Annotated in this window: 26 protein-coding genes and 1 tRNA gene; 15 read left to right on the plus strand and 12 right to left on the minus strand. The window is 49.1% G+C overall.

Annotated elements, in window-relative coordinates:
* The first annotated feature begins 55 nt into the window (after nucleotides 1-55).
* The 6 genes from ctpZ (at nucleotide 56) to SIB79_RS08530 (ending at nucleotide 4,924) form a co-directional block, all read left to right on the plus strand.
* Entirely contained in the window at nucleotides 56-1,396 is a 1,341-nt protein-coding gene (gene ctpZ / locus SIB79_RS08505; protein WP_063405276.1) for a carboxyl-terminal processing protease CtpZ, read from the plus strand.
* A complete protein-coding gene (locus SIB79_RS08510) occupies nucleotides 1,393-2,634 on the plus strand; it encodes an HD domain-containing protein (protein ID WP_063405273.1) in 1,242 nt (413 codons plus the stop codon). The genes ctpZ and SIB79_RS08510 overlap by 4 nt, the downstream gene beginning before the upstream one ends.
* Before the next feature lie 35 nt (nucleotides 2,635-2,669).
* A complete protein-coding gene (gene minC / locus SIB79_RS08515; RefSeq protein WP_063405271.1) occupies nucleotides 2,670-3,347 on the plus strand; it encodes a septum site-determining protein MinC in 678 nt (225 codons plus the stop codon).
* A gap of 153 nt (nucleotides 3,348-3,500) precedes the next feature.
* Nucleotides 3,501-4,316: a septum site-determining protein MinD gene (gene minD / locus SIB79_RS08520; protein WP_063405269.1), complete on the plus strand. Its 816-nt coding sequence runs from the start codon at nucleotides 3,501-3,503 to the stop codon at nucleotides 4,314-4,316.
* A gap of 4 nt (nucleotides 4,317-4,320) precedes the next feature.
* A complete protein-coding gene (gene minE / locus SIB79_RS08525; protein ID WP_063405267.1) occupies nucleotides 4,321-4,698 on the plus strand; it encodes a cell division topological specificity factor MinE in 378 nt (125 codons plus the stop codon).
* Nucleotides 4,699-4,774: 76 nt separating this feature from the next.
* Nucleotides 4,775-4,924: a LuxR C-terminal-related transcriptional regulator gene (locus SIB79_RS08530; RefSeq protein WP_413681059.1), complete on the plus strand. Its 150-nt coding sequence runs from the start codon at nucleotides 4,775-4,777 to the stop codon at nucleotides 4,922-4,924.
* A gap of 1,152 nt (nucleotides 4,925-6,076) precedes the next feature.
* Here SIB79_RS08530 and SIB79_RS08535 read toward each other — a convergent pair.
* From SIB79_RS08535 to SIB79_RS08555, 5 genes are all read right to left on the minus strand, one after another.
* Nucleotides 6,077-6,424: a hypothetical protein gene (locus tag SIB79_RS08535; protein ID WP_063405265.1), complete on the minus strand. Its 348-nt coding sequence runs from the start codon at nucleotides 6,422-6,424 to the stop codon at nucleotides 6,077-6,079.
* Nucleotides 6,425-7,847: 1,423 nt separating this feature from the next.
* A complete protein-coding gene (locus SIB79_RS08540; RefSeq protein ID WP_155724721.1) occupies nucleotides 7,848-8,273 on the minus strand; it encodes a hypothetical protein in 426 nt (141 codons plus the stop codon).
* 112 nt (nucleotides 8,274-8,385) lie between these two features.
* A complete protein-coding gene (locus tag SIB79_RS08545; RefSeq protein ID WP_081215712.1) occupies nucleotides 8,386-9,342 on the minus strand; it encodes a calcium-binding protein in 957 nt (318 codons plus the stop codon).
* Between the two features lie 512 nt (nucleotides 9,343-9,854).
* Nucleotides 9,855-10,469 (minus strand): hypothetical protein, encoded by a 615-nt coding sequence (locus SIB79_RS08550; RefSeq protein WP_063405257.1) that lies wholly within the window; start codon nucleotides 10,467-10,469, stop codon nucleotides 9,855-9,857.
* Between the two features lie 219 nt (nucleotides 10,470-10,688).
* Nucleotides 10,689-12,245, minus strand: coding sequence for a hypothetical protein (locus SIB79_RS08555; protein ID WP_196757654.1), 1,557 nt, complete (start codon nucleotides 12,243-12,245; stop codon nucleotides 10,689-10,691).
* Between the two features lie 116 nt (nucleotides 12,246-12,361).
* Between SIB79_RS08555 and SIB79_RS08560 the strand changes: the two genes are divergently transcribed.
* Both SIB79_RS08560 and SIB79_RS08565 read left to right on the plus strand, forming a co-directional pair.
* Nucleotides 12,362-12,511 carry a hypothetical protein gene (locus tag SIB79_RS08560; protein ID WP_155724720.1) on the plus strand — a complete coding sequence of 50 codons (150 nt, stop codon included), beginning with the start codon at nucleotides 12,362-12,364 and terminating at the stop codon, nucleotides 12,509-12,511.
* Nucleotides 12,502-12,573, plus strand: a tRNA-Thr gene (locus tag SIB79_RS08565). The genes SIB79_RS08560 and SIB79_RS08565 overlap by 10 nt, the downstream gene beginning before the upstream one ends.
* A gap of 123 nt (nucleotides 12,574-12,696) precedes the next feature.
* Here the strand turns inward: SIB79_RS08565 and SIB79_RS08570 are convergent.
* The gene (locus tag SIB79_RS08570) at nucleotides 12,697-12,870 is read right to left on the minus strand and encodes a hypothetical protein (RefSeq protein ID WP_011131023.1); all 174 of its coding nucleotides are present in this window, start codon (nucleotides 12,868-12,870) and stop codon (nucleotides 12,697-12,699) included.
* A 482-nt stretch (nucleotides 12,871-13,352) separates the two neighbouring features.
* Between SIB79_RS08570 and SIB79_RS08575 the strand changes: the two genes are divergently transcribed.
* Nucleotides 13,353-13,649 (plus strand): hypothetical protein, encoded by a 297-nt coding sequence (locus tag SIB79_RS08575; protein ID WP_063405254.1) that lies wholly within the window; start codon nucleotides 13,353-13,355, stop codon nucleotides 13,647-13,649.
* A 2,046-nt stretch (nucleotides 13,650-15,695) separates the two neighbouring features.
* On the opposite strand, the gene SIB79_RS08580 is transcribed toward SIB79_RS08575, so the two are convergent.
* From SIB79_RS08580 to SIB79_RS08605, 6 genes are all read right to left on the minus strand, one after another.
* Nucleotides 15,696-16,286 (minus strand): L-threonylcarbamoyladenylate synthase, encoded by a 591-nt coding sequence (locus SIB79_RS08580; protein WP_063405248.1) that lies wholly within the window; start codon nucleotides 16,284-16,286, stop codon nucleotides 15,696-15,698.
* Nucleotides 16,258-17,178: a peptide chain release factor N(5)-glutamine methyltransferase gene (gene prmC, locus SIB79_RS08585; protein ID WP_063405246.1), complete on the minus strand. Its 921-nt coding sequence runs from the start codon at nucleotides 17,176-17,178 to the stop codon at nucleotides 16,258-16,260. The genes SIB79_RS08580 and prmC overlap by 29 nt, the downstream gene beginning before the upstream one ends.
* Nucleotides 17,179-17,187: 9 nt before the next feature.
* Nucleotides 17,188-18,246 (minus strand): DNA-processing protein DprA, encoded by a 1,059-nt coding sequence (locus SIB79_RS08590; protein ID WP_063405244.1) that lies wholly within the window; start codon nucleotides 18,244-18,246, stop codon nucleotides 17,188-17,190.
* 90 nt (nucleotides 18,247-18,336) lie between these two features.
* Entirely contained in the window at nucleotides 18,337-18,792 is a 456-nt protein-coding gene (locus SIB79_RS08595) for an acyl-CoA thioesterase (RefSeq protein WP_011131029.1), read from the minus strand.
* Between the two features lie 528 nt (nucleotides 18,793-19,320).
* Nucleotides 19,321-19,425 carry a photosystem II reaction center protein PsbM gene (gene psbM / locus SIB79_RS08600; RefSeq protein ID WP_011131030.1) on the minus strand — a complete coding sequence of 35 codons (105 nt, stop codon included), beginning with the start codon at nucleotides 19,423-19,425 and terminating at the stop codon, nucleotides 19,321-19,323.
* 155 nt (nucleotides 19,426-19,580) lie between these two features.
* On the minus strand, nucleotides 19,581-19,943 hold the full coding sequence (locus SIB79_RS08605) for a 2Fe-2S iron-sulfur cluster-binding protein (protein ID WP_041384630.1): 363 nt from the start codon (nucleotides 19,941-19,943) through the stop codon (nucleotides 19,581-19,583).
* A 251-nt stretch (nucleotides 19,944-20,194) separates the two neighbouring features.
* Between SIB79_RS08605 and psbB the strand changes: the two genes are divergently transcribed.
* From psbB to metK, 6 genes are all read left to right on the plus strand, one after another.
* Complete coding sequence (psbB, locus tag SIB79_RS08610) at nucleotides 20,195-21,727, plus strand: photosystem II chlorophyll-binding protein CP47 (RefSeq protein WP_063400749.1); 1,533 nt, start codon at nucleotides 20,195-20,197, stop codon at nucleotides 21,725-21,727.
* 51 nt (nucleotides 21,728-21,778) lie between these two features.
* Entirely contained in the window at nucleotides 21,779-21,886 is a 108-nt protein-coding gene (locus SIB79_RS08615; RefSeq protein ID WP_011131033.1) for a photosystem II reaction center protein T, read from the plus strand.
* Between the two features lie 211 nt (nucleotides 21,887-22,097).
* The gene (nrdR, locus tag SIB79_RS08620; protein ID WP_063405240.1) at nucleotides 22,098-22,574 is read left to right on the plus strand and encodes a transcriptional regulator NrdR; all 477 of its coding nucleotides are present in this window, start codon (nucleotides 22,098-22,100) and stop codon (nucleotides 22,572-22,574) included.
* Between the two features lie 101 nt (nucleotides 22,575-22,675).
* Nucleotides 22,676-23,779: a 30S ribosomal protein S1 gene (locus SIB79_RS08625; protein ID WP_063405239.1), complete on the plus strand. Its 1,104-nt coding sequence runs from the start codon at nucleotides 22,676-22,678 to the stop codon at nucleotides 23,777-23,779.
* 16 nt (nucleotides 23,780-23,795) lie between these two features.
* Nucleotides 23,796-24,572 (plus strand): HAD family hydrolase, encoded by a 777-nt coding sequence (locus tag SIB79_RS08630; RefSeq protein WP_063405237.1) that lies wholly within the window; start codon nucleotides 23,796-23,798, stop codon nucleotides 24,570-24,572.
* A 43-nt stretch (nucleotides 24,573-24,615) separates the two neighbouring features.
* On the plus strand, nucleotides 24,616-25,875 hold the full coding sequence (gene metK / locus SIB79_RS08635; protein ID WP_063405235.1) for a methionine adenosyltransferase: 1,260 nt from the start codon (nucleotides 24,616-24,618) through the stop codon (nucleotides 25,873-25,875).
* Nucleotide 25,876 lies beyond the last annotated feature (1 nt).

Raw genomic sequence — 25,876 nt, forward strand, 5'->3', positions numbered from 1 at the left:
ATGAGGGTCCGGATTGCGAGAGTCTACTTAACGTCCTGCATGGACAGCACCCGGCATGAAGCCAATGTTGCCGACTACTAACTCCAGATCACATCCGCTGCGGCGCCTATGGCTTGCGTGGCTGAGCCTGGGTCTTGGCGTGCTGCTGATGGCGGCTCCAGCCATGGCATTGAATGATGCCCAACAACTGGTCGTTGAAAGCTGGCGGCTCGTCAACCAGGGATATCTAGACCCAGCCAAGTTCGATGAGGTGCACTGGCGAAGGCTAAGAGAGCAGGCATTAGAGAAAACAATCAACCGTAGTGACGAGGCCTATGAGGCCATCGAAGCGATGCTGCTTCCACTTGAAGATCCCTACACAAGACTATTGAGACCAGACGACTACACCGCCATAAAAGCCGCCAATTTGGGCAGCGAGATCAACGGCGTCGGCCTACAGCTGGGGGCCCGAGCTGAAGATGGCCAGGTCGTGGTTATCGCTCCGCTTGAAGGGTCCCCCGCGGCCGATGCAGGCGTCACAAGCGGCACGGCCTTACTCAGCGTCGATGGCCAGTCTCCACAATCCCTTGGCCTCGAAGCCACAGCTGCAAGGCTGCGGGGAGAAGTGGGCTCACAAGTTGTAGTAAAGCTGCAACCCCCAAATGGATCTAGCGAAGAACTCACCCTCGAGCGACGCAGTGTGGATCTCAGGCCAGTACGAACCCGCCGACTGAGGAGTGCTAAACACACCCTGGGCTACCTACGCATCACCCAGTTCAGCGAAGGAGTGCCCGAACAGGTCAAAGAAGCACTTCAGGAACTGTCAGAAAAAGAGATTGAAGGCCTAGTTCTAGATCTGCGCAATAACTCCGGTGGGTTAGTGAGCTCTGGACTAGCAGTAGCGGATGCCTTCCTGAGTGGCTCCCCAATCGTGGAGACACGCAACCGAGAGCGCATTAACGAAGCAATCCCTTCTGCAATTGAAACCCTTTATGACGGTCCGATGGTGACACTGGTCAACGGAGGGACTGCGAGCGCGAGCGAAATTCTGGCTGGTGCCCTGCAAGACAACAGCCGCTCACAGCTGCTTGGTAGCCGCACGTTTGGCAAGGGTCTGATCCAAACACTCACCAACCTGAGCGACGGCAGTGGCCTGGCCGTGACGGTAGCCGGATACATGACTCCAAGCGGCCGAGACATTCAAAACCAGGGCATCGCGCCGGATCGGACTCTGGATCCTCCTGAACCCCTCAATCCTGGCGGGGAAGAAGACCGTTGGTTGCATGATGCTGAACTCTGGATGGAGGCCCAACTCGACCGCGATCAGGATGCCCAGTTAGAGACCAAAGAAGATCTTCAGCTCGATAGTGCTGAAGATGTTGAATTCAAAACTCAGCAGAATCGTGATGATCCATGAGTCTGCGCACATATCACGACCCTCTCCATCGGGGCATCACCCTCAATGCCAGCGATGCAGCAGAGGCCATGGTGATGCAGTTAATCGATGCGGCGCCATTCCAGCGGCTGCGCCGCATCCGTCAGCTTGGGCCAGCCTTCCTCACCTTTCATGGAGCTGAGTCCAGTCGCTTCACCCATTCCCTTGGTGTGTTCCATCTCGCACGCCTTGCTCTGGAAAGGTTGCTGCAGTTCGACTCAGGCCTAGAGGAACATCGCGGGCTGCTCTATGGAGCGGCCCTACTGCATGACCTCGGCCATGCCCCCCTAAGCCATACCGGAGAGGAAATATTTGGTCTGGACCATGAGACCTGGTCGGCGCGTTTAGTCAGAGAACATCCCGCCGTGCGTGCGCCCCTTGAGGCCTACGCCCAGGGCACTGCAGATGGAGTAGCCAATCTTCTTGTACGGGGCAGTTCACCCCACAGCGTGATCAAGGCTCTGGTTAGTAGCCAACTGGACTGCGACCGACTCGACTATCTCTTGCGAGACAGCTACAGCACAGGAACCCATTACGGCCAGCTCGACCTCGAGCGAATCCTCTCCGCCCTCACCCTGGCGCCTGATGGAGCCATGGCCATTCATCCAAAAGGCCTCATGGCAGTTGAGCACTACCTAGTCGTACGCAACCTGATGTACCGCAGTGTCTACAACCACCGTCTCAATGTTGTTTGCAACTGGCTGCTTGAGCAGGTGGTGCGCACCGCTCGCCAATTCGGAGCTGCTCATGTTTGGGCCGACAAGATCATGGCCACCTGGCTCTGGAGCCTCAATCAACTCGACCTCGACACATTCCTGGCCAATGATGACCTGCGCACCGGCTATCACCTCCTGCGTTGGCAAGACGAGGGACCTGCACCTCTAGCCGAACTCTGCAAACGCTTCCTCAATCGCCACCTCCTGAAAGCCCTTGCAGTGGAAGATCTAAGCCATAGCAACCAGCTAGAGGTCCTCACTCTGGCTCGGCAACTAGCTGAACGCCAAGGCTTCGATCCAGCGCTCTGCTGTGGATTACGCCATCAGCAACAGCGCGGGTATCACCCCTACAAAGGAGGGCTACGTCTTTGGGATGGAAGGCAATTGCGAGCCCTCGAGCAAGCCTCTCCTCTGGTTGCCAGCTTGATTACCCCAGCCGACTCTTCATGGTTGATTTATCCCCGAGAGATTCATGGGGAGCTTCAAGCTGCGCTGGCAACCTAGACGGACTGGCCTAGCGTCCTCATCTGAAAAGGGTCTTGGAGATCGAGGTGAGCGAGCCTGAGGCACAACGACTCACACTCCCCTGGTGCCGAGAAGCACATTGGCGAGAAACATTGCCGGCCATGCTCAATGAACTTGATCCTGGGCCCACCGAACTCGATTGCCGCGACTGGCAACTGGGTTGCCGGGACCTGCATCAGCTGAGGGAGCTGCTGAACAAAGAAGGAGTGACGCTGACCAGAATTCACGCCAACTTGCGAGAAACCCTTGTCAGCGCTGCTGCTCTGGGTTATCCAACGCATATGGCCTCTCCACAGGGAAACAGCTCCAAAACACGCTCTGGCGATACACAACCCAAGCCCAAGACGCCCCAAAAACTGCTCTTCCACCAAGGCACTCTGCGATCAGGCGACCATCTGAGCGCAGAAGGAGACGTACTGCTACTCGGGGATGTCAACCCCGGCGCACGCATATCAGCTGGAGGCGACGTGATGGTTTGGGGGCGACTCCGCGGCATTGCTCACGCAGGACAGGACGGCGACACCAAAGCAAAAATTGTGGCCCTACAACTCAGACCACTTCAGCTGCGTATTGCCGATGCAGTTGCTCGAGGCCCTGAAGATCAACCCCAACCTGGCTTAGCCGAAGAGGCCCGACTTGAAGGAGACACAATCATGATCGAACCTGCTAGGGCTAACAGATTCAACGGTTAATTCTTCAGCCTCAAAAGGCAAACACACATCACGATTAAGCCTCCGGCTCATGCCCCGTTGAACAAAGCCCATTTGTTCCATTGCAAACCTTGGACCATTTCTCTTGGGCCTATTGCCTACGCCACTTAAGCTGACCGCACTTTTCAATGGCCCGTGGCGCCAACGACACGCACCATTCTGATCTGCTCCGGAAAAGGAGGTGTCGGCAAAACCACCCTCACCGCCAACCTGGGTATCGCTCTTGCCAAGCTTGGAGTTCAAACCGTTGTGTTGGATGCCGATTTCGGCTTGCGCAACCTCGATCTACTACTGGGCCTGGAGAACCGAATCGTCTACACCGCCCAGGAAGTGCTCTCAGAGAACTGCAGGCTTGATCAGGCCCTGGTGAAACACAAGCAGGAGCCAAACCTCTCCCTTCTGCCCGCCGGGAACCCCCGCATGCTCGAGTGGCTCAAACCCGAGGACATGCAACGCATTGCCGCGATGCTGGCCAAGCAATTCGACTATGTATTGATTGATTGCCCCGCGGGGATCGAAGACGGCTTCAAAAATGCTGTTGCTGCCGCCAAGGAAGCAATCGTGATCACAACGCCTGAGGTTTCGGCAGTGCGCGATGCCGACCGTGTCATCGGCTTACTGAACACCCATGGCGTAAGCCCTGTTCAGCTGGTGCTCAACAGGGTGCGTCCAAAGATGATGGCCAATCAAGAGATGCTGGCCGCAGACGATGTGACCGACATCCTGGCGCTGCCCTTGCTTGGTTTAGTTCTAGAGGACGAACAGGTGATTGTGAGCACCAACCGCGGAGAGCCGCTCACCCTCAGTGCCAACAACTCTCCAGCCTCTCGTGCCTACTCCAACATTGCGCGTCGCCTTCAAGGGGAAGATGTTCCTCTGATCGATCCGGCCAAGGAAGGACTGGGACTACGCGACAAGGTGTGGCGCTTGATGCAAACCAAGATCTTTTGAAGTAATGGCAACCACTCTGCGAGACATTCTTGACAAATTGCTGGGCCGCCAACCAGCCAGTGCCAAAACGGCAAGGGAGCGCCTTCAGCTTGTGCTTGCCCATGACCGCAGCGATCTAAGCCCTGAACTGCTCGATCAAATGCGGCGCGAAATCTTTGAGGTCGTTGCCAAGTACGTGGAGATTGACCTTGAGGAAGGCGAAGTAAGCCTTGAAACCGAAGATCGCATGACGGCCTTAGTGGCTAACTTGCCGATCAAACGTTCCCAAGCCAAGGCTGTCAGCAACCAAGCCAAGGCTGTCAGTAGCCAAGAGAATGGTGCCAGCAGCCAACAGGCTGTCAGCAGCCAAGAATCCGTGTCAACTCCTGGAGCAATGGAATAGGGCGGAGAAGAGGGGGAATCCTGAAAGAAATTGCTTTGCTGCTATGCAGCCACAAAATCAATCAAACTCTTTTCCATTGCCTCAATCAGCTGGATCGCAACGACTAAGCCCAGCGGAGCAATCCGTGGTGACATTGTTGTTTGAGGGTCTCAGTAACAAAGCCATCGCACAAAGACTGATCCTTAGTCCACGAACCGTGGAAGCTTCTGTTATACCAATGGGTTAGGAGATTTAAATCTGCTAGTCTATCGCTAGTTTATTCATCATCAGACAGCAGGATAGCCTGTAGGAAAAGTTGAACGAACAGATACAAAAGAGGCAGAAGCTAGCTAGGTATAAATACATGGTCAAGGCGCAGAAGGTAAACTGTCGAAAATAATGACAAGTCAGTTTATGGAGACAACTAATGACAACACATTTAAGTTAGTTATTTGTATATGTTCTGCAGTTTCTGCAGCAGCATTGTTCCAGATTTCGTCAATTCTTCAACCTATTGGTAAACATGCTGAGGAAACTAACCAGTGCATTGAAGAAAGGACTGCTTATTGGATGAAGAATGACAAGAAGCCTGGTCCGCACACAAGGTCACGCTTAGTTCATTGGTGTAACGGTGGTAAGTAAACAGATCGAATGAGGCGAAAAACCAAGTTGCTTATTAATGACCTAACAATGTATTAGCCTAAGGTTATCAGCGATGGTTATGCCTATAAATATGTGCTGTTCTCTTAAAACGTCAGAGTCTTAAGTTATTGCAAGCTATTTCACCTGTATGCTAGTTTGAATGGTGCTAGTTCAGCTTTTGAGAATTGATGCTGGCCTTACTGCCTTCATATTAATGGTGAATACTTAGACAGAGATAGTTATCTAGTCCTCTGCTAGATAAAACAGGATGATATAGTTGGATAAGAAGGCTTTAGAACTAGTAAAATAGTTTAGAAGAGGGGGCATATGGGGTAATCAGGTCCTTCTCATATCCATATACCGCTTCAGACATTTGTGTCATGAAAGCACGGCCCTTTCTGATTATATTTTTTCTGGAATTTTCTTCCAAGGATAGCTATAGTAGCTAGACATACATACTCCTAGTGAAAACACCGAGCATCTTCCTACTTCTAACATTCCTTGTATCACTGCCTTCAATAGCTGAAGAGGAACAAAAGAAACCAAAGAAGCAGCCAGAACTAACACCTGTTATACGGGCTATGTTCTCAAGTCCACGTAATAGAGATGTAAGGGTGCACGACTCAGAGAAAAGTGGTTTAACCCCAAACTGCATGGCGTGTTATCCAGGAGCGTTTGGGATGGTGGCACCTATCATCATCGAGGCAAAGTAATAGATGTAAGGTTTCCAGGTTGAGATTAGATTTGATAGTTTAATTTAGTTGATTTGTACGTTCTCTAGCCATTCCACCATCTCTTGCTTTCGCTTGGCTAGGGATGGTTCCTTTTCAGCTTCAAGTGTTAGCTGCTTAACTTGAGGTTTAACCTTCTTCTGTTGGGTTGACTTCTTAGATTTAGCTTGAGGTGTTTTATATGGAGCCTCTAAGCTATTAGTCTTTGCCTTTGGTTTAGCTGTTGGCTTAGACCTACGGTACTGTGACTTATTGATGCTGAGTGGTTGTTGTGCTTGAATCTCCTGTTGCTGTAGTAATAGTAAATCGTGCAGAGAAGGCTGAATAACTTTCAACTGCTGACCTACATTAGATCTAACTTGGTTACGTGCCATTGGTAAATATATTGTGAGTAATGAGCCGAAGATGAATTGCACATCATAAGTAGATCAGTCCACCCTTCTGAAGTACTTGTATCTATACCGGCTCTTTTAAGCTAAGTACGCTATTTATCAAGCTTAGGTTTGTGTTGTCGAATTAAAGCCTGTATATGTCACCAGGCGAGGGAAGTGAAAGAAAGGACTAAAAACCCTATGTAAGTTAAGTCTCAAATCAATAAGACGTCACCAAGGCATACAGCAAACAAATCAGGAACCCTAAAACCTGGAAAGAAAGCAGAATCAGAATCTTATAAATCCAAGACTTAACTTTAATTTCAACAGAAGCATGTCTGTCAGCACAGCTATTTTATTGAAGATAACTAAACTTACGCACTAATGATTGCTCAATAGCTATGTCATTACGTTTATAGTCCAACTTGACTTTGATTATCCCGTTATAGGGAAGTGGTCGTTCTTTCCCCTGTATACATCAGTGGTTGACCTTTCTCCTGTATACGTAAGTGGTTGAACTTTCCCCATTATAGGTTCTTTACCACCACATAACCATGTATAGGTCAGTCATGTGTATACCCCTCTATACATGTGTCATCTAAATCTCCCTCTTTACATCAGTATTTAGTTCTCCCTGTATAGGTGTGTCATGTAAAACTTCCTCTATACGTGTGTCATTGCTTCTCCCTGTATACATAACTGATGTGGCTTCTCCTTGTATATGTCAGTTATTGGTTCTCCCTGTAGAGGTAAGTGATGTGACTTCTCCCTGTATAGGAAAGTGGTCAGTTCTCTCTGTATACGTCAGTTACCAAACTTCCCCTGTATACGCAAGTCATCGCCAGAGCTTTCTACACGGTCCTCACACAGTCGAAAGCAGTTGCTAGGCGGTTAGCCTCCTGAGCAATGCCTAAGACCCCTTCCTGGCGATTCTAGATGCCTTATAGGCTAAATCAGAGCAGGTGTTACATCTAGAGAAAGCCTGCTCTTTAGATTTAGTTTGTTAATGCTCCAATAAGTAACAGAGTGACAAGACCTCCAAATATTGCTGCAGGTATTATTTCTTCCTTAGCTTGCTTGAGTTGACTCTGGGAAGCTTGATAGGCGTCCCAGATATCCTTCTTAAGGTCCTGCTTTGTGAGTGTGGAAGTTTGTGAATCAGGGTCTGTAAACAGAGCTGAGACATGTGGTAGGTTCATCGTAGGTGGTTGGTTTATAAACGTCCCGATTCAGCAAGAGATAGCGTTATGAATGAATGCTTCATATCAATAGATATTCAACACTCATTTGCTATTACGTTATCTCGTACAGTAGCTAGGTATCTTCGTTTACTCAGTGGATCAGCCCTGTTTGAGCTAGATCTTGTAGCAAATTCTGTGTCCCAAGCTTCGGGACTCACTCTTTATAGCCACGATCATTGCAGATGTCACTTCTCCTCAATAGTTATTGATGGGCCGATTGCGCGACATCTCACTCCACATACCATTTCTATCTGAGCCTCAAACTGATTGGCAACTCTTCCATTACCGAAAAGAAAAGTCCCGGACTTCTTCACTCCATCCTCCATGAAGAAAACAGTATAGGTGTAAAGCCAGTAAGAACCACCAATCTTATAGTTCCAGTTTGAAGCCTTTGAGAGGCCAACTATATCTTCGTAAGGAACACTATCGTTCCCATCAACAGTAATCTTTCCATTTTTAAACAACACAACACAATCGTTACCTTTCCTTGCGCACCAAGCATCAAACTTTTCTGTTTGTTTTCCCTGAGCTGACCCAAGACCAGAAAGTACAGGATTTGGAATCATTGTGAGCAGGGAAATAGCTGCGAATGGCAGAAATAGCTTCTTCATCGGTCGCTTGGCTTAACACTTTAAGTATCCTAATCCGTCTGTCAAGCAAGCTTCGCTTCCATATCCTCGTTATCCGCCTTTAGTTCGTCCACTGTTTCTCTATCGACTCTATTCAACCAACAACAATAGAGGTGGCTGCATTAAAACTGTTTTTAGAAATGTTGACCAGAAGAAGATCTCCTAAGGCTGCATCTACTAGAAGATCTGATCCCTTTTGAACAAGATTGTATGAGGTGCCAGCTTGCAAGGATATCCAATCACCTTCACTAGCATTGAAATCCATCACTTGATCTACACCCTTGGAGAGACAGAATTTATCGGCTCCATGATTCCCCCAAAGCTTGTCATTACCTTGTCCTCCATGTAACCAATCATTATCCCTGCCTCCGTAGATTTCATCTACACCCATATTCCCGTAAAGCTTGTCTTCTCCTTGGCCACCATGCAACCAGTCATTATCTTTGCCGCCGTATAAAGCATCATTATGGAAGTTTCCCAAAAGGTTGTCAGCACCCTGATTTCCATAAAGCGTATCACCATCTTTACCACCATAGAGCCAATCATCACCACTTCCTGCTGTGATTGTGTCAGCGCCCTGGTTCCCATAGACAGTATCATTACCAGCACCTGAATCAATAGTGTCATCACCCCAAAGACCGCTCATTGTATTGTTTTCAGTATCACCTGTTAAGTTGTCAGCTGAGCCAGTTGCGTATGTACTAGTTACTGTCGCAACTACAGGTTCTGTTGTTACTGTGCTTGTAGTTGTTGAAGTAGAAGTAGAAGTAGAAGTAGAAGTAGAAGTAGATGAGGATGATTCTGATGTTTCTGTCGTTTCTGTCGTTTCTGTTGACGGTGCTACATTGTTAACGTATACCGTTGCACTACTCTGAGCACCACCAGTTCCAGCTCCTTGAATGCCAAGACCGAAGTACTCCGGGCCTTCATCTAAGTCATCTGTATAAGTGTCAATATACCTGTAAACAGTAGAAACGCCTGGTCCAAAATATATATTCTCTCTTAGATCCCTGGCTATTCCACTTATGTCAGCATAATCACCCCATCCCATCACCCTTCCAGGCCCTGTCCGGTTATCGAGAGTAAGCTCCTCTAGATATGCTGCACTAGAAGTATCGCCGGAACGAGATAGCGTTATAACAACTCTTTCGCCTTCGTTTACTGGGCTATTAGTAGAAATTGAAAAACTCACACTAATAATCTACGTGAATCTATATCTTAAATAATTTCCTTCACATAATCCTGGTGTTATTTAATTCGTTACTCATTTGATAAACCATCTGACTCTAATTTCTCCTACAAGGTTTTCCTCTGCTTCACATCACATATGGAAGGTAATCTAACGAAATTAAAGGTTATCAATAGAAATACTAATTCATTAAGATCATGATATAGCATTAACTTCTAAAATAAGCTACTCTGAAAAATATTTAGCGAATTCATTAAATATTCTAGCCACTCATCCAACTACAAAAGCCTCTGATGAATCATTAAATTAAGTAGGTATGCTTTGAAAATGTACTCGGCTTACCTAGATCTCTATAAGCGCAGCTGCATAGCCCTTTACTTCCCAGCCGACTCGCCAACCAAAGACCTAAGCCTTTTATTCTCATCCAACAGCTCTTTATTCTTTTGCAGCAGCTGTTCGATTCGCTGGTTCAATACATTGATCTTTTCACTTTCAGGCAGAGCGGAGCTCTTTGGCCTTGATTTTGATCCTGGCTTAATAATACTCATTGCCATCTTTTCACTGAATCCCTTACCCTCTGTCCTCTTGATCTCATCGATGCACTTAGCCCTATTCTTGTAATCAGCATTGCCAATCTTCTTCAGGGTACGGGTTGAAACATTAGCCAGGAAAGCATCGGGGACATCAGTATCCCTAAGCCATGAGATATGGGCAGAGACAAGGTCAATAGCGGTATCCCTTGTAACGCTTAACGCGCCAGACTCAATCAGCGCGGTCCAGTTACCATGCTTCACATCGCATTTAATTGCATATAGCGCAGCAGCAGTAGCACGTACAGCGTTTCCCGCAGTACTCCATGCCTCATTAGCGGTTAGAACATTCTCCTTCATATTCCTGACTTGACTTGGCGAGAGCTTCTCCTCCGCCTTTGCGGGAAGATCTACCGACGAGATGTCCTGATTAGCGATAGCGAGTGCTCCGGATTCCATGGCTGCTAGTGATCGTCTCTAATGATTTCCTTCGAGCAGGCTACCTGAAAACTAGCGAGCTCGCTAGAAGTCAATGCGAACGCATTAGAGGCTTGTGTCACTGATGAGTGTGTCTACTTGCTTGGATGCCTGTCGTAGTTAAGCAGTGACTTCAATGCTTGAATCTCCTTCAATGGGTATATCAGAACGGCTCTGTCACCTTTGACAAGGCTTTTACATTTACTGTTCTTCAGTAATAACTGTTTGGCTTCTGTTAATGGTAGCTCTATCTTTGCGTGCAGATCGTTTATACGAATTTGAATCATCTCTGCTCCATGATTTAGCTATTTCTGTTGTTTGTTCTGGTTCATTGTTGCTGTATAGCTCTACTTTTACATCTTGCTTCTTCTTGCTGCCAAATGGAAGAGCCGTTAGTTCTTCTGCGCGTTCTCGTATGTCCATTCTTTCGTAATGCTTCAGCAATATCTTCGGATCGTGACCACATATCCTAGATAAAAGGAATAGATCGCAGCCTTCAAGCAACTTAGACTCGACAAAGGTGCTTCTTAAAGAATATAAGGTATAGTTCTGGTTGCTAAACTTATGGCCCTTCAATTTAGATCGTACTGCCGTTCGTATTAAAGCCCAACTCTGGTTAAAGTTAGACTTAACGTAGGCTCTTCCATTGTTATTGACATTACCAAATACCAAATCATTAGCAGCAACCTTCTTATTAAACTTATGCCGTTCATAGTATTGATTTAGGTAATCACGCCAGCGAATGAAGGCATAGCCAATACTTGTTGGGATCTCTCTGCTTTGCCCCGTCTTTCCTGACGTTACATTTACATAGGCGATCAATCGCTCTTCTCTACCTAATGCTTCTGGATTATTAGCCCAAGCTTTGTTGTCATCGTTTCCATCATCAACTACTTCAAAACCTTCAGCTTCTAGTTCTTCTATTTCTTCTTGCTTCTTACTTGCAGAGATGCGGCCGACATCCCTTATTTCAACATCTTTCCACCGTAGTTTCCTTAGCTCATCACATCTGGCACCTGTATTTTTAGAGATAAGAGTCCAGTGCCAAAATAAAGTCCTCCATAAATGAACACGATGATTAGGATGAGATGAACCGCTCGACACCCACGAGCGTATTTCTTTATTGATAACAGTCCAATCCTCCTCATTTATGGCTGGGTTAGCCATTAGGTCATCCTGACGTATCTTAATTGTTGGGAATAGATTCTTGTCTGCTACAACCTCAGGCTCAATCAGCCTACGCTTCAATAACCAGCCAGACAAGAACTCCTTAATAACAACTATCTCTGTCTTCCAAGTAAGTTTTGTCATTCCTTTACGATAAATTAAGTAGTTTTGAAAGGTCATCTCATTAATCTGTCGAGTCTTGCTTATTCCCTCTTCCTTTAAATACGGGAGCAAGTGCTTAATGAGAGTTAAATGTTTTCTATCATATGTTGTTTTCTTTATTATCTCAGCATCTAGTTTCTTATGTTCGTATTTAAGGTATTCATTTATAGCCTTTTCGACTAACTGAGTTCTTATCTTCTTATCTAGCATCTCCTGTTCCTTTTTACTAGCAGCTGTCTCTTTGCCAGCAAACTGAAATGCTACTTCTATTGCTAATGCCTTTGCATCGTTGATAGTTGCTGCTCCTTCAAGTCGTTTACTTCGATATGCACGTCTTTCCTTTACCCATTCTCTGTAAACAAAGATGTCTGGCTGATGTTTATACGACACCACTTCCCCGCGACCATCTAAAACTTTCTCCTTGATCAAGACGCTAGGCATAATTACTTAACAGGACTTCGTGGAACTGCTAGTTTGCTGCTAGTCTAGCACAAGTCAATTTTATACAATGCTAGTTATATCAATGCTTCTTACCAAGCTTAGCGATTAGTCCACGAACCGTGGAAAGTCACATCAGCCATGCCCTCGCCAAAACCGGCTATCAAAGCCGACTCGAACTCACCTTGTGGCTGATTGCCAACTGTCAGCCAGAAGCAGCCACCTCCGTCGTTACACTTCCAGGATTGCCGGCTTAGCTCAGTGGTAGAGCAGCGCTTTTGTAAAGCGAAGGCCATCGGTTCAAATCCGTTAGCCGGCATTTAAGAAAGATGAATGTCAACCAACTGCCAAGCTGCCAAACAAGAAGATCAAGGGAGCACAAGAGCCCTTCCTTTTGGACACACGTGTCGAACGTCCTGTCTTAAAGAACACTTCAAACCTCTCAACCATCAGCCTGATCCTTCACCTTCCCTGCGAGCAACCAAGCTCCAAGCAACAACAGCACCCAACCCAGACCCCGTAATTCAAAAATCGGTGTAGTAATCACAGTCACCTGCTCTAACAGCCAATGAAAGCTGGCCTGAAGAAGCAATACCAAGCCGATCAGCCAGAGCATGTGAAGGAAGACAATTTAGGCATCAAAGCCACTTTCACGTGACTGACAACATTTTGAAGAGTTGATGGTGACCATCTTTAAACAACTGTCTAATTTCTAGACGCCGCGATCAAAGGATCTGAAGCTTACAAAGAGGTTCTAACCCTAAGCTCAAAAAAATGCCACCAACCAAACAGAACCATCGACAACACTGAACACGGGGGCAACGACCAAGACAGTCGCAAGGAAACCTTGATCAGAGAATCAGATCCAATGGCAAAATATGAAAGCAAACAAAATACAAAATAGCCGCTCAAAAATCTCCAAGGACAATAAAGCTCCACTACTAATAGAGATTTCTCAATCCCATTTGATGAGAGGAAGGTGCATCAAAAGTGGGAAGCAAACACAACAAAAGGTAATGAAGGATTGATGCTAACAATCGTATTTAGGCTCAATAGGGAAGGTCTTGCTAGGATCCTGCGAAAATAAGAGCCAAGGCAATGAGGTTTATAGAATTCCTGGACCAGCGCTTCTGCAATTCACAGGAGATTAGAGAGATTAACCATCGAGGCATATCTGCAGGATTTGACGGCTTCAGAGAAGTGTGGGAACTCGATTATCTTTACGAGCATTTTGAAGCCGATATCCATGAGATCATAGAGGAGACAGGATATTTAGACTCTGACTTGAAAGACGAATTTGACAACGAAGAGACACTTAGGATGAAACTCGTATGGTTTGCAGTTAGCACATATTGCCTAAGCAGAACTGATGCACTTATCGAGGCAAAAGATTAAGGTGTTTAGCAATGAACCACTAAAGCAAGGTTGACAGCGAATCAATCACTTAGTCTAAGGGGCATGAGATCTCAATAACAAGTACAGAAACAACAGCCAGTCAGATTAATGAATGTTATTTCCATGAAATTATTGCCCCACTAGGCTGACTAATAAGATGGTCAAAACAAACAAATGACCAATGGGATGGCGTGGGGCAGTTCTTAGAGGCAGACTAGTTGCATCTTAAGCGATTAAGAGTTTCTCGGAAGAGGGCAGCCAAGAGAAGGCCTTGTGTCATATTTCAAATGTTTCAATGGACCATTTTCAAATACATAAAACAAGAAAGCTCCAATATATTCCCGGCCAGAATATGGAGCCCTGCCATGCTTAAGCGAGGGCCCATGATAAATAACTAGATCTCCTATTTCTAGGAATACGGATTCAATCTTATCGCTTTTATAAAAGTCAAGAGACCATTCAGAGTCTTTTGAAAAGCAGCATGAAACACCTATTTCAGAGCTAGGCTTCAAATCAAAGTGAGGGGGGAGAGCATGCTAATGACCATAAATTCGACCAAAGAAATAAGCAGGAAGCAATCTATCTTTGAAATTTTTCTGAATTAAAGGTTGCAAGCATAACAGTAACGAATCAAGGAAAAGAGGTGAGTATTTAGAAAACAATTCAGAGTCATCAGCAGGCTTGCTGCAAAAGCCTGAACCATAGTCAACTGACATTAAAATTCTGAACTGAAGTGATAAAAACTCACACAGCTCATTAGAGATTGCCTTTCTAAGCGTGGTAGCTTTATCAGACATTAATTCAAGAAAAGCAATATAACTATAATCGCCGAAAATCGGAAGAAAGAGTTATTGAAATACTTGTCAATGTAAAGCGATGATGGAGTGGTTGATAATGCGGCAAGAAAAATAAACTCTGTGATTTATTACCAAGCATGACTTTGCATTGTCTACGATGAAATTGCTCGAAGGCAATAATGAAAGCGAGTCATTAAGACTGCAAACAGGATATATCACAGGAACAAAATCACGCTTAGGTGTCAATGCTGCCAAGGTTAAATGAAGACGATCTAGTTTTAGACAAGAAAGCATTTGAACTTGACATCAAACACGAAGTAGTAAAGTTTTTAGCTGATTAGGAGATTCCTCAACAGGGAAATTTCCCTTGAAAAAAGCTTCAAGCAGGATTTTCTGTAGTTTTTACAAACTTTGGCCTTTGCAAAAAATAACGACTAGCACCAAAATTCGAATGGTCACTATCTGTTTGATCGAAACAATGCAAGTGCTGGGGAAGAGTGACAATATTGATCAAATCACCATCATCAATCTTCCTATTAGCAGTTCATAAGTCTCACAAAAGAGCAAATGCAACTATCCCCAGACAAATCAATCGGCAACTGTCACCTCTTGCTGCAGCGCCTAGGCCACATAGCATGACTTGCAGACGCAACGCAAATTCAACAGGGCTATTTTTTGCCAACCCATTCGCCCATCTAATACACAGCAATTCGCCTAATACTCAAACAAAAATATCAAAACGTCCCAAAAGCGCATCTATTGTTAAGGTCTTGGCACTTCGGCTCTGGTATTTCTATCTTTAAAAAGCACATCAAGGTGTTGGGTGAAGCTCACAAAACTCTCTCAATCAGAGTTCGATAGAGGCTGTGAGCTCAACAATGTCTTAAAAGAGTGCTGGAAAGCTTTTTACAGCCTGACAGCTCAAATGAATAATGTGGAGACAGATAGCACAAAATATCTTCAACTCGATAGGCTTCGCAAGACTTGTGAAAAAAACATCGACGAATTCAAGCAGGAGCTAGATGAACTCAACTGGCTGATACGAATAGGGATTCGTGACTAGGCCGCAGAGCAGCAAAAGCTTTAGCACCAATCAACAACAGCTCTTCTCTTTACAAGCAACAACCTCAACAAATCACCGCGTTGGAGAAGAGTTTCAGAGATCACTCAAGTGGTCTCTGAAATGCACCTCTTAACAAGTTCGGTACGACCATTTGAATCGTCAGGCTCTCTTGATCAGGCGATTCATTCAAAGCTCAAGCACCACTGCACCACGTCGTAACTCATGCCAACGCCCGGCCCCTTGCCAAGCCACCACCGTGCTGGCCAAACCAGAAGGCGTCGGCCATGGCAATGGCCCCAACAATGGCAATCCTGGGAAACAAGTATGAGCAGCATCTGCCGAGAAAGTGGGCGCAGATCCAGACAAATTCGCGCTCGTGGTAGCTAGTGGCCCGCTCTGCTTCAGCAAGTTCCTCAGCATTCCACAATCCGGCACTCGCAACCCAAGCGTGAAAGCTCCAGGATTAAGAGCCTCAACAAGCACACCCGAAGCCGGTACAACCAAGGTGAGGGCCCCTGGCCAATAGCGCCTGGCCATCGACCAGGCATCCTCCAAAGCAAGCGGCAAAACATGCGCAAGTAACTCTTCAGGAGTAGCTCCCATCAGGATCAGAGGTTTGTCGGCCGACCTCTGCTTGATCGTCCACAACTGTGCAGCGTGAACAGGAGCGGCCGCCAAAGCTGGCAAGGTGTCTGTGGGCAACAATGCCGCTGAACCAGCATGCAATCTGGATGCCAAAGCACTGGCGTCAAGAACAGCCGAGGGCAGAACTGCCATGGTTCAAAGAGTCTTGATGATCAGGATGCCGAGCAATGGCAAAGCGCCTTACCCCAAGTAAATCTGACTTGTAGTCCACATTCTCCAAACCCTGCTGACGCATCAAAGCCAGCACGGCATCGCTCTGGTCATGGTGGTGTTCCAAGAACAGCCAACCACCAGGCTCTAAGGCCTGCATGGCACCAGCAATGATTTGACGAGTGGCCACCAACCCATCGGCTCCCCCGTATAGAGCCAAATGCGGCTCATGATCACGGACCACGGGTTCAAGTTGAGCCATTACAACTTCTGGGATGTAGGGAGGATTGACCAGCACCAAGCTGAACTCTCCCCACCAAGGCCGCAAAGGCTCCCACCAACTGCCCTGATGCAGCTGCCATAAGGCATGGGGCGCAAGCCTTTGCAAGTTCCGTTTCGCCAAAGCCAAGGCCTCGATGCTGCAATCAACTGCATGTCCACGCCAAACAGGGAGAGCGCGAGCCAACGCCACAGCTAGTGCTCCTGACCCTGTCCCCAAATCGGCCCAGCGACCAAAAGGTTTCCGAACCAATGCTTGCAAAGCAAAATCCACCAACAGCTCCGTCTCCTGTCGGGGAATCAATGCCACCGCACTGACCTCCAGCTCAAAATCCCTCCAAGGGCAGCAACCGATCAAATGCTGAAGAGGAATGTGATGATCAAGATGTTGCTTCCAGATCATTGCGAGCTGATCAAGAGATCGCTCAAGCAGCACTGAACGGCGTGGGTCGAGATAAAGCTGCTGAAGATCGCTCCAGCGCAAACCTCCACCCAAATCAAGCAACCAGTCAAAATCAACAGCACGGCCTCCTTCAGCCAACTGCAAACGACGCCAGGCCAATAGCTCTGCTGCGGAAATCTCCAGCAATGCCATCGAAACAGGCTAGGCCAAACGCCAATACAACCCAGGCTCTGCCACCAAAACCCCCTGCAGCTCCAACTGAAGCAATTGTTCTGTCAATCGCGCCGAAGACAGATTCAGACAGGTCATCAAATCCTCCAGGGACGCCCCATCGCCAATGGCCTTTAACAGTGCTGTATTGCCATGCTGGCCGGCTGGTGCGCTAGAGCGAGAACCAGACAAATCAACAGCAACCGAAGGAGAATGAACCGCCAGCGGACCAGCACCAAGTTGTTTGACAAGAGCTTCAGGGCTTAGCAAAGGGGAAGCCTGATCCAACAACAAAGCATTGCTACCGAGAGCCGACCATCGCCTTGCATCTCCGGGCACGACCAACAGCTGACATTGCTGCTCTATTGCCCGCCGCGCTGTAATTAAGGCTCCACTTCTCTCGGGGCACTCGACGACGACCACAGCCTTTGCCAAGGCCACCAATAGGCGATTACGGGCAGCAAAACAACCGCGCTTGACCAAAGTCTCCCGGGGCTGCTCTGTGACTAGCAGCCCTTGAGCCGCTACCAGAGCTTGAAGGCCCTCATTCTGCCGGGGATAGACCTTATGCAACGGTGTGCCCAGCACGCCCACAGGCGCACCACCGCCTTCCAAACAGCCGCGATGGGCAGCCGCATCAATCCCTTCTGCAAGGCCACTAATCACAGGCCAACCCGCTAGTGCCAAAGCACGACCCAATGCTTCCGCCACACGCAAACCATGGTTCGAAGGCCGTCGTGTGCCAACAATTGCTATCGCCCTACGGGCCCCAAGACATCCCAAAAGCTCCTGCCGGCCCTGCCAAAAAAGCGCCAAAGGAGGGCGCTTCAAGGCACGAAACCCTTCCGGCCAAAGCACATCCACAGGCAACAAGACATCCTCCGGCACGTCGACACTTGGACAAATTCCCCACTTGCTGCGGTGGAGGCTCAAGTCTTTGAACAAGGCTGTCGGCCAGGAGAGCACCTTGCGCAACCTTTCCTCAGGCCAAGTCCATAGCTCAGCCAGACTGACCTCGTGAGCCTGGCCTAGCGCCTCGAGGTCCCCCATTCGAGCAGCTCCAATCCCTGGACAGCGACTCCAAAGCCACCACCAATGCCGAGATTCCACCAGCGAAATAGTACATATAAACTAATTATCTTACAGGCGAGGTTCGGCCCCCTGTTGTAGTTGCCGTAAAGCACTCGCAAGAGGCTCTGGGGGTTGACGTAGCACCCGCCGCCTCGAGCCCATGACATTGAGCAGCACAAGATCCACCTGAGCATCAGCGACCCGATCCCCTGCCTCCGATGCAAAAACTGTGAACCAGGGCCATCGCACCCCATCGCAGGGCAGAGACCAACTCTCCAGCTCTACCAGCTCACCATGGCGAAGCGCACGACGATAGTGAATCTCAAGACGCACCACAGGCATCTCCAATCCGGCTGCGGAGATGCGCGCATAGGGCAAACCTACCTGCGCCAAAGCCTCCACTCGAGCCTCCTCCAGCCATGCCACATAGGCCCCATGCCACATCACCCCAGCGTGATCTGTGTGCTGCGGTAACACCCGCCTACGCAACTTCCAAGGCTGAGTCTTCTCACTCTTCATCAGCATGCTGAACTCCTAACTCACTCGCCATAGGCTGCTGCAAAGCCTGGTAAAGCTTGCAAAAGAACCTACTGACCAAGAACTAGCTGGAAGCAATGCTGAAAATGCTCTACCCGAACTGACCTTCCCAAGTTCAAAACAGCTGATATCTGTCGGCTAAGTCTGGATTCCTGAAAGCTGTCCAGCTAGATCGTGGAACCCCACCAAAAGAGCTGCAACCCCTTCCCCGCCGAGACATTGGCAAGTTGATGAGAATCAGCCCCAACGCAATGGGTACACCCATCAAGCAAGGATGAATCAAAGCGAGGGTGGCCAAGATGGCGGTTGAAGCGAACGCAGATCTAGTTTCAATTGCTTGGGAGAGAGTCGCCAACAAGAACTGATCAAGGGCCTTTGGGACCTCGACACGCTGGTTGGGAGTTCCGGGGAGCAACTTCACCTGAGTTGATGAAACCGCTTTAGTCCTGATTGACCAGGACCAAGAACGCAGTTGAGACTGGCAAGCGGATGGCCTTCAAACCAGCAAGAAGTTGATCAGCTTTTGTTGCTGTTGGTCTGGATGTAAAGACCAATCAGAAACAACATCGGAACCGCTACGAACAGAAGGGTGGCTAGGAAGCCGAAGTTGTTTACAGGCATGGCCGCAGAGGATTACTCCGGGAAAGTATCACCCGCAAGCTACCCAAACTGCAATCTGCTCAAGCCTCGTCACCGGGCGTAGCAGCCCACGCCCTTTCAAAACCAGCTGAGATCAAACCATCAAACCCCTCTGATTCGAGGGGTTTGATGGCCTATTAAGACAGCTTTTGCGCACGCGCCGCCTCAAGTCGACTCTTGGCATTAAGCAGGGCTTCCTGTGGTCGAGTCACGACGATCACTGACGACATAACAATGGTCTGACAAGCAAGGCGCCAATTCTCAGGGCGGCGCTTGAGCTTGATTTCCTCAACCTCAGTTCGTGGTGAAAGCGCACCAACTTTGCTTTCCCCCTCAATTCCAACAAAACAAGTAATGCACTGACCACAACCTCCACAGTTCCCCAACTTTCCTTTCAGCCCATAGAGCTCCATCCCCTCGCGCAAAGCAACCTCCCTGAGATTTTCGCCTTGCTTGCACTCAACATCTTTGCCTTCCCGGACAAAGCGAATGATGGGCATGGATCTGGAACGCAAAAGACAACCCATTTTGTCTCAAGCGCGGCATTGCAGTTTGTAACCAAGCCTGAATATCAGCAAAACCTCAGCCTGAGGAAATCGATAGCCCTCCAAACCCACTCTTTTAAGAGCTATTCATGTATCACTGCACGTTGCAGCTAGCGACAACCTTCTCCACACTTAATGGTGCACGTCTTACGATCTGCGGGTCTGGCTGCATTAGCAGCTTCGTTTCGTTCCCCCGAACCTGACCCATGGGATTGCCCTGGTATCGGGTGCACACGGTCGTCATCAACGACCCCGGCCGACTTCTGGCCGTGCACCTCATGCACACAGCCCTGTTAGCCGGCTGGGCCGGCTCCATGGCCCTCTACGAATTAGCCATCTTCGATCCTTCGGATCCCGTCCTCAACCCCATGTGGCGGCAAGGCATGTATGTCATGCCGTTCATGACCCGCTGCGGAATTACTGGCAGCTGGGGGGGCTGGAGCATCACCGGTGAAACCGGTGTTGATCCAGGCCTCTGGAGCTTCGAAGGTGTTGCTGCCGCTCACATCATCTTCAGTGGCCTGTTAATGCTGGCCGCAATCTGGCACTGGACCTACTGGGATCTTGATCTTTGGCTAGATCCACGTACTCAAGAACCTGCTTTAGACCTTCCAAAAATCTTCGGCATCCACCTGACACTTGCAGGTGCTGTTTGCTTCGGCTTTGGAGCCTTCCATCTATCTGGACTTTATGGTCCTGGGATGTGGGTCTCTGATTCCTATGGACTAACAGGTCATATGGAGAATGTCGCGCCCGAATGGGGTGCTGCAGGATTTAACCCCTTCAGCCCAGGCGGCATTGTGGCGAACCACATTGCTGCAGGAATCTTTGGATTCCTTGGTGGCCATTTCCAAATGCTCAACCGCCCACCTGAAAGGCTTTACAAAGCCCTTCGCATGGGCAATATCGAAACAGTCTTAGCCAGTGGTTGTGCTGCTGTTTGCGCAATTGCCTTCATCGTTTCAGGAACGATGTGGTACGGATCTGCAGCCACACCTGTTGAACTGTTTGGACCTACCCGTTATCAGTGGGACCAAAATTTCTACAGAACTGAAATCAACCGTCGTGTCCAGTCAGCCATGGATGAAGGCGCTACTCAAGAGGCGGCATATGCCGCTATCCCTGAGAAGCTTGCCTTCTACGACTACGTAGGTAACAGCCCTGCAAAGGGTGGTCTATTTAGGGTTGGTGCCATGGTGAATGGCGACGGTCTTGCTACTGGCTGGCTCGGCCACATCACCTTCAAAGACAAGGCAGGCAATGATCTGCAGGTACGTCGCATCCCTAATTTCTTCGAGAACTTCCCTGTGTTACTTGAAGATCAGAATGGCGTCGTGCGTGCTGACATCCCCTTCCGCCGTGCTGAAGCAAAGAATTCCTTTGAGCAGCAAGGCGTAACGGCAACCATCTATGGCGGTTCCATGGATGGGAAAACCTTCACTGATACCGCTGATGTGAAGCGTCTGGCTCGCAAGGCTCAACTTGGTGAAGCCTTTACTTTCGACCGCGAGACCTATGCTTCGGATGGTGTTTTCCGAAGCTCACCTCGAGGCTGGTTCACCTTTGCTCACGTCAACTTTGCGCTCTTGTTCCTATTCGGCCACTGGTGGCATGCAGCTAGGACCTTGTACCGCGATGTGTTTGCCGGTATCGATCCTGACCTTGGCGACCAAGTTGAATTCGGTGTTTTCCAAAAGTTGGGCGACGCTTCTACTCGTCGCGTTCCAGGGCAAACTTAAGCCTTCCACAGGAACTACACCTTCAGCTGATCGACCTTACGGAGACTCTCAATGGATGCTTTTGCTTACACCCTCTTAATGACCCTGGTGGTTGCCACTCTGTTCTTCGCGGTTGCATTCCGTGATCCGCCGAAAATCGGCAAAGACAGTGGCAAATAAAACGCCAATCTCTTCAAAGCCCCGCCGAAGCGGGGCTTTTTTTGTCTTTAAGCACTTCTTCCTCCAATCTCGTTGATCCAAATAATCATGCAGTCTCATTGTCTCGCAAAGGATTTACAGCACTAAAGCCTGAGAATGCAGTTCAACAGGTCCTTCTCAAGGCTCGAATTACTGTCTAGACTTAGTTCACTAAGTTTGGAGTCTTACGGGCATGCAATGCCCCTCCTGCCAAAACACTGATAGTCGGGTACTTGAATCCCGCGCTGCTGATGCCGGGCGAAGTGTAAGAAGGCGCCGTGAATGCTTACATTGCGACTTTCGCTTCACGACCTACGAACGCGTCGAAACTGTTCCAATCACAGTTTTGAAGCGTAATGGCAATAGGGAGATTTTCAATCGCAGTAAAATCCTTAATGGCCTTACGCTGGCCTGTCAAAAAACCGGTCTCGAGCAAGACAGACTTGAGTCAATGGTGAACGAGCTTGAACTGCAACTTCAGCAAAGAAGTGGGCGTGAAGTGAATAGTGCTGAAATCGGCGAAATGGTTTTGGACCAACTATCGGAAATGAGCGAGGTCGCTTACGTACGCTTTGCGTCGGTATATCGTGATTTCCGTGGAGTTAATGATTTCGTAGCAGCACTTGAAGGCATTCATGCCAACAAGGAACAGCTCGCAGCCGTTCGCTGAGAATAAGGAGTCAATCTGTAGAGTGATCAATTAATTCCGAAAGGTCGGCGGGCCACTCGGATTTCCTTGCGCACTGCCATAGGGCAGACCGCCATCCAACAATGTCTGCGACTCCTACTGAACAAGTTCAGGACTCTGCTGCTGATAGCACTAGCAGCGAGCAGGTAATCAATACCACTTCTGAAACAGCCGAAGCTGCCAAGCAAGCCTTGGTTGAAGAAGACCTGAGCATTCCAGAGGATGTCCCAACAGCCGATGACCCGAGCAGCCGAGCAGCCAAAAACGACCTGAGTGGAGCTGGATTCACCCTCGATGAATTTGCATCACTACTGAGCAAGTATGACTACAACTTCAAGCCAGGTGACATTGTCAACGGCACGGTATTTGCCCTTGAATCAAAGGGCGCAATGATCGACATCGGGGCCAAGACCGCAGCCTTCATGCCCCTTCAGGAAGTGTCGATCAATCGGGTCGAAGGACTCAGCGACGTCTTACTTCCTGGAGAGATCCGCGAGTTCTTCATCATGAGTGAGGAGAACGAAGACGGACAACTCTCCCTTTCAATCCGCCGCATCGAATACCAACGTGCATGGGAACGGGTAAGACAGCTCCAAAAGGAAGATGCCACCATCTACTCCGAAGTGTTTGCGACCAATCGCGGTGGTGCCCTGGTCAGGGTGGAAGGCCTGAGAGGGTTCATCCCCGGATCACACATCAGCACCCGCAAGCCAAAGGAAGAGCTTGTCGCGGACTTCCTACCTTTGAAATTCCTCGAAGTCGACGAAGAACGCAATCGCTTGGTACTGAGCCATCGCCGTGCTCTGGTTGAAAGGAAGATGAATCGCCTCGAGGTTGGCGAAGTCGTCATCGGCGCCGTTCGCGGCATCAAGCCCTACGGAGCCTTCATCGACATCGGTGGCGTGAGTGGCCTACTTCACATCTCCGAAATTAGTCACGAGCATATCGAGACCCCCCACTCGGTTCTTAACGTGAATGATCAGATGAAGGTCATGATCATCGATCTCGATGCGGAGAGAGGTCGAATTTCACTATCTACCAAGGCCCTTGAGCCCGAACCCGGAGACATGCTTACCGATCCACAAAAGGTTTTTGACAAAGCTGAAGAAATGGCTGCCCGCTACAAGCAAATGCTGCTCGAGCAGGCCGAGGAAGGCGAAGATCCAGAAGTTGTCCCCCTCGACTAATCCTGATAGCTAGCCCATGCCTCAACTATTGCTGAGGGGGACGCCCATCGGCAAGATCCAAGGGGTGCTGTTCGACAAGGATGGCACCCTTTGCCATAGCGAACCCCATCTGCTCACTCTGGCAAAGGGAAGAATCGAACAAGCCATTCGTCGGTTTCACGGAGGGAATGCCAGCGAAAGTGTGGTTTGCAAAATTGAGGAGCTTCTCTCTGCTGCCTATGGCCTCAACGCTGAAGGACTCGATCCAGGCGGAACCATCGCCGTAGCGTCAAGGCATCACAACTTAATCTCCACAGCAACGGTGTTCTGTCTGCTCGGAGAAGGCTGGCCACAGGCTCTTGCTCTGGCCAATGAAGTGTTCGCAGCTGTGGATGCTCTTGAGAATGAAGTGCCCTGCCTAGTAACAACAAGGAGTCTGCTACCAGGTGCCCTTACGGTCTTGCAAGCGCTGCGACAACAAGGGGTGATCTGCGCCGTGATTAGCAATGACAGCGCCTCAGGGATTGAGACCTTCCTGAACCAAAACAATCTTCATGACACGGTGACCGAGCTCTGGAGCGCTGAGCATCGACCAGCTAAGCCCAGTCCAAATGCCGTCAAAAGACTCTGCCAGTTAATGGGATTAGCCCCCGCCCAGTGCGCCTTGATTGGTGATTCCGATTCCGATTTACAGATGGCTCGACAGGCTGGTATAGGTCTCAGCCTTGGTTACATGGCCGGCTGGAATCAACCACCAAAACTGACGAACTACCACCACCTTATCCACCACTGGAATGATCTAGCCGTCAAGTAGCCGTCAAGGCAGACCCTAAAATTACGCATAACTTCAGTTCTCCATGAGCCGTTACGTCTTCACCTCTGAGTCCGTCACAGAAGGGCATCCCGACAAGATCTGTGATCAAGTGAGTGATGCCGTTCTAGACGCCCTACTCGCTCAAGACCCCAGCAGCCGAGTTGCCTGTGAAACAGTTGTCAATACAGGGCTCTGCCTCATTACAGGCGAAGTGACCTCAAACGCCCAGGTTGATTTCATCCATCTTGTTAGGAACGTAATCCGCGAGATTGGCTATAGCGGTGCTCGTGCAGGTGGGTTTGATGCCACGAGTTGCGCCGTGCTCGTTGCCCTGGATCAACAATCACCAGACATCGCCCAAGGGGTTAATGAAGCCGACGACCATTCAGGTGACCCTCTTGACAAGGTGGGAGCCGGAGACCAAGGGATCATGTTTGGCTACGCCTGCGACGAGACCCCTGAGCTGATGCCCTTACCCATCAGCCTCGCCCATCGCCTTGCCCGTCAACTCGCTGCAGTCCGTCATGACGGGTCTCTGAGCTACTTGCTACCTGATGGGAAGACCCAAGTCAGTGTGGTCTACGAAAACGACCGTCCTGTCGCGATCGACACGATTTTGATCTCCACTCAACACACCTCGGAGGTAGAGGGCCTCTCGGATGAGAATGGAATCCGTGAGCGGATCACTCAAGACCTCTGGACCCATGTCGTAGAACCAGCGACTGCTGACCTCCCCCTCAAACCCAATCGAGAGGCGACCCGCTTTTTAGTCAATCCAACCGGTAAGTTTGTGGTAGGAGGCCCCCAGGGGGATGCTGGCCTTACTGGCCGAAAGATCATCGTAGATACCTACGGCGGCTATGCCCGCCATGGTGGTGGAGCCTTTTCCGGCAAAGACCCAACCAAAGTAGACCGCTCTGCCGCCTACGCCGCACGATTTGTGGCCAAGTGTCTTGTAGCAGCAGACCTCGCTCAACGTGCAGAGGTGCAACTGAGCTATGCCATTGGCGTGGCTAAACCCGTCTCGATCCTAGTGGAATCTTTTGGCACCGGAAAAGTGACGAATGACGAACTCACAGCCTTGGTGCAAGACCATTTTGACCTGCGACCTGGTGCCATCATTGAACAATTCAAGCTACGACAGCTGCCTCAACAACGCGGAGGACGGTTCTACCAAGACACTGCTGCCTATGGCCACTTCGGCCGCCCTGATCTAAAGCTTCCCTGGGAAGACGTTACTGACAAGGCCTCCACTCTGCTTCAAGCAGAGGCCCAACAACACAAACAGGGAAGCAGCCTCTAGA

Origin of the sequence: Prochlorococcus sp. MIT 1342 (assembly GCF_047304495.1) — a bacterium.
GTDB classification, from domain to species: Bacteria; Cyanobacteriota; Cyanobacteriia; order PCC-6307; family Cyanobiaceae; genus Prochlorococcus; species Prochlorococcus marinus_D.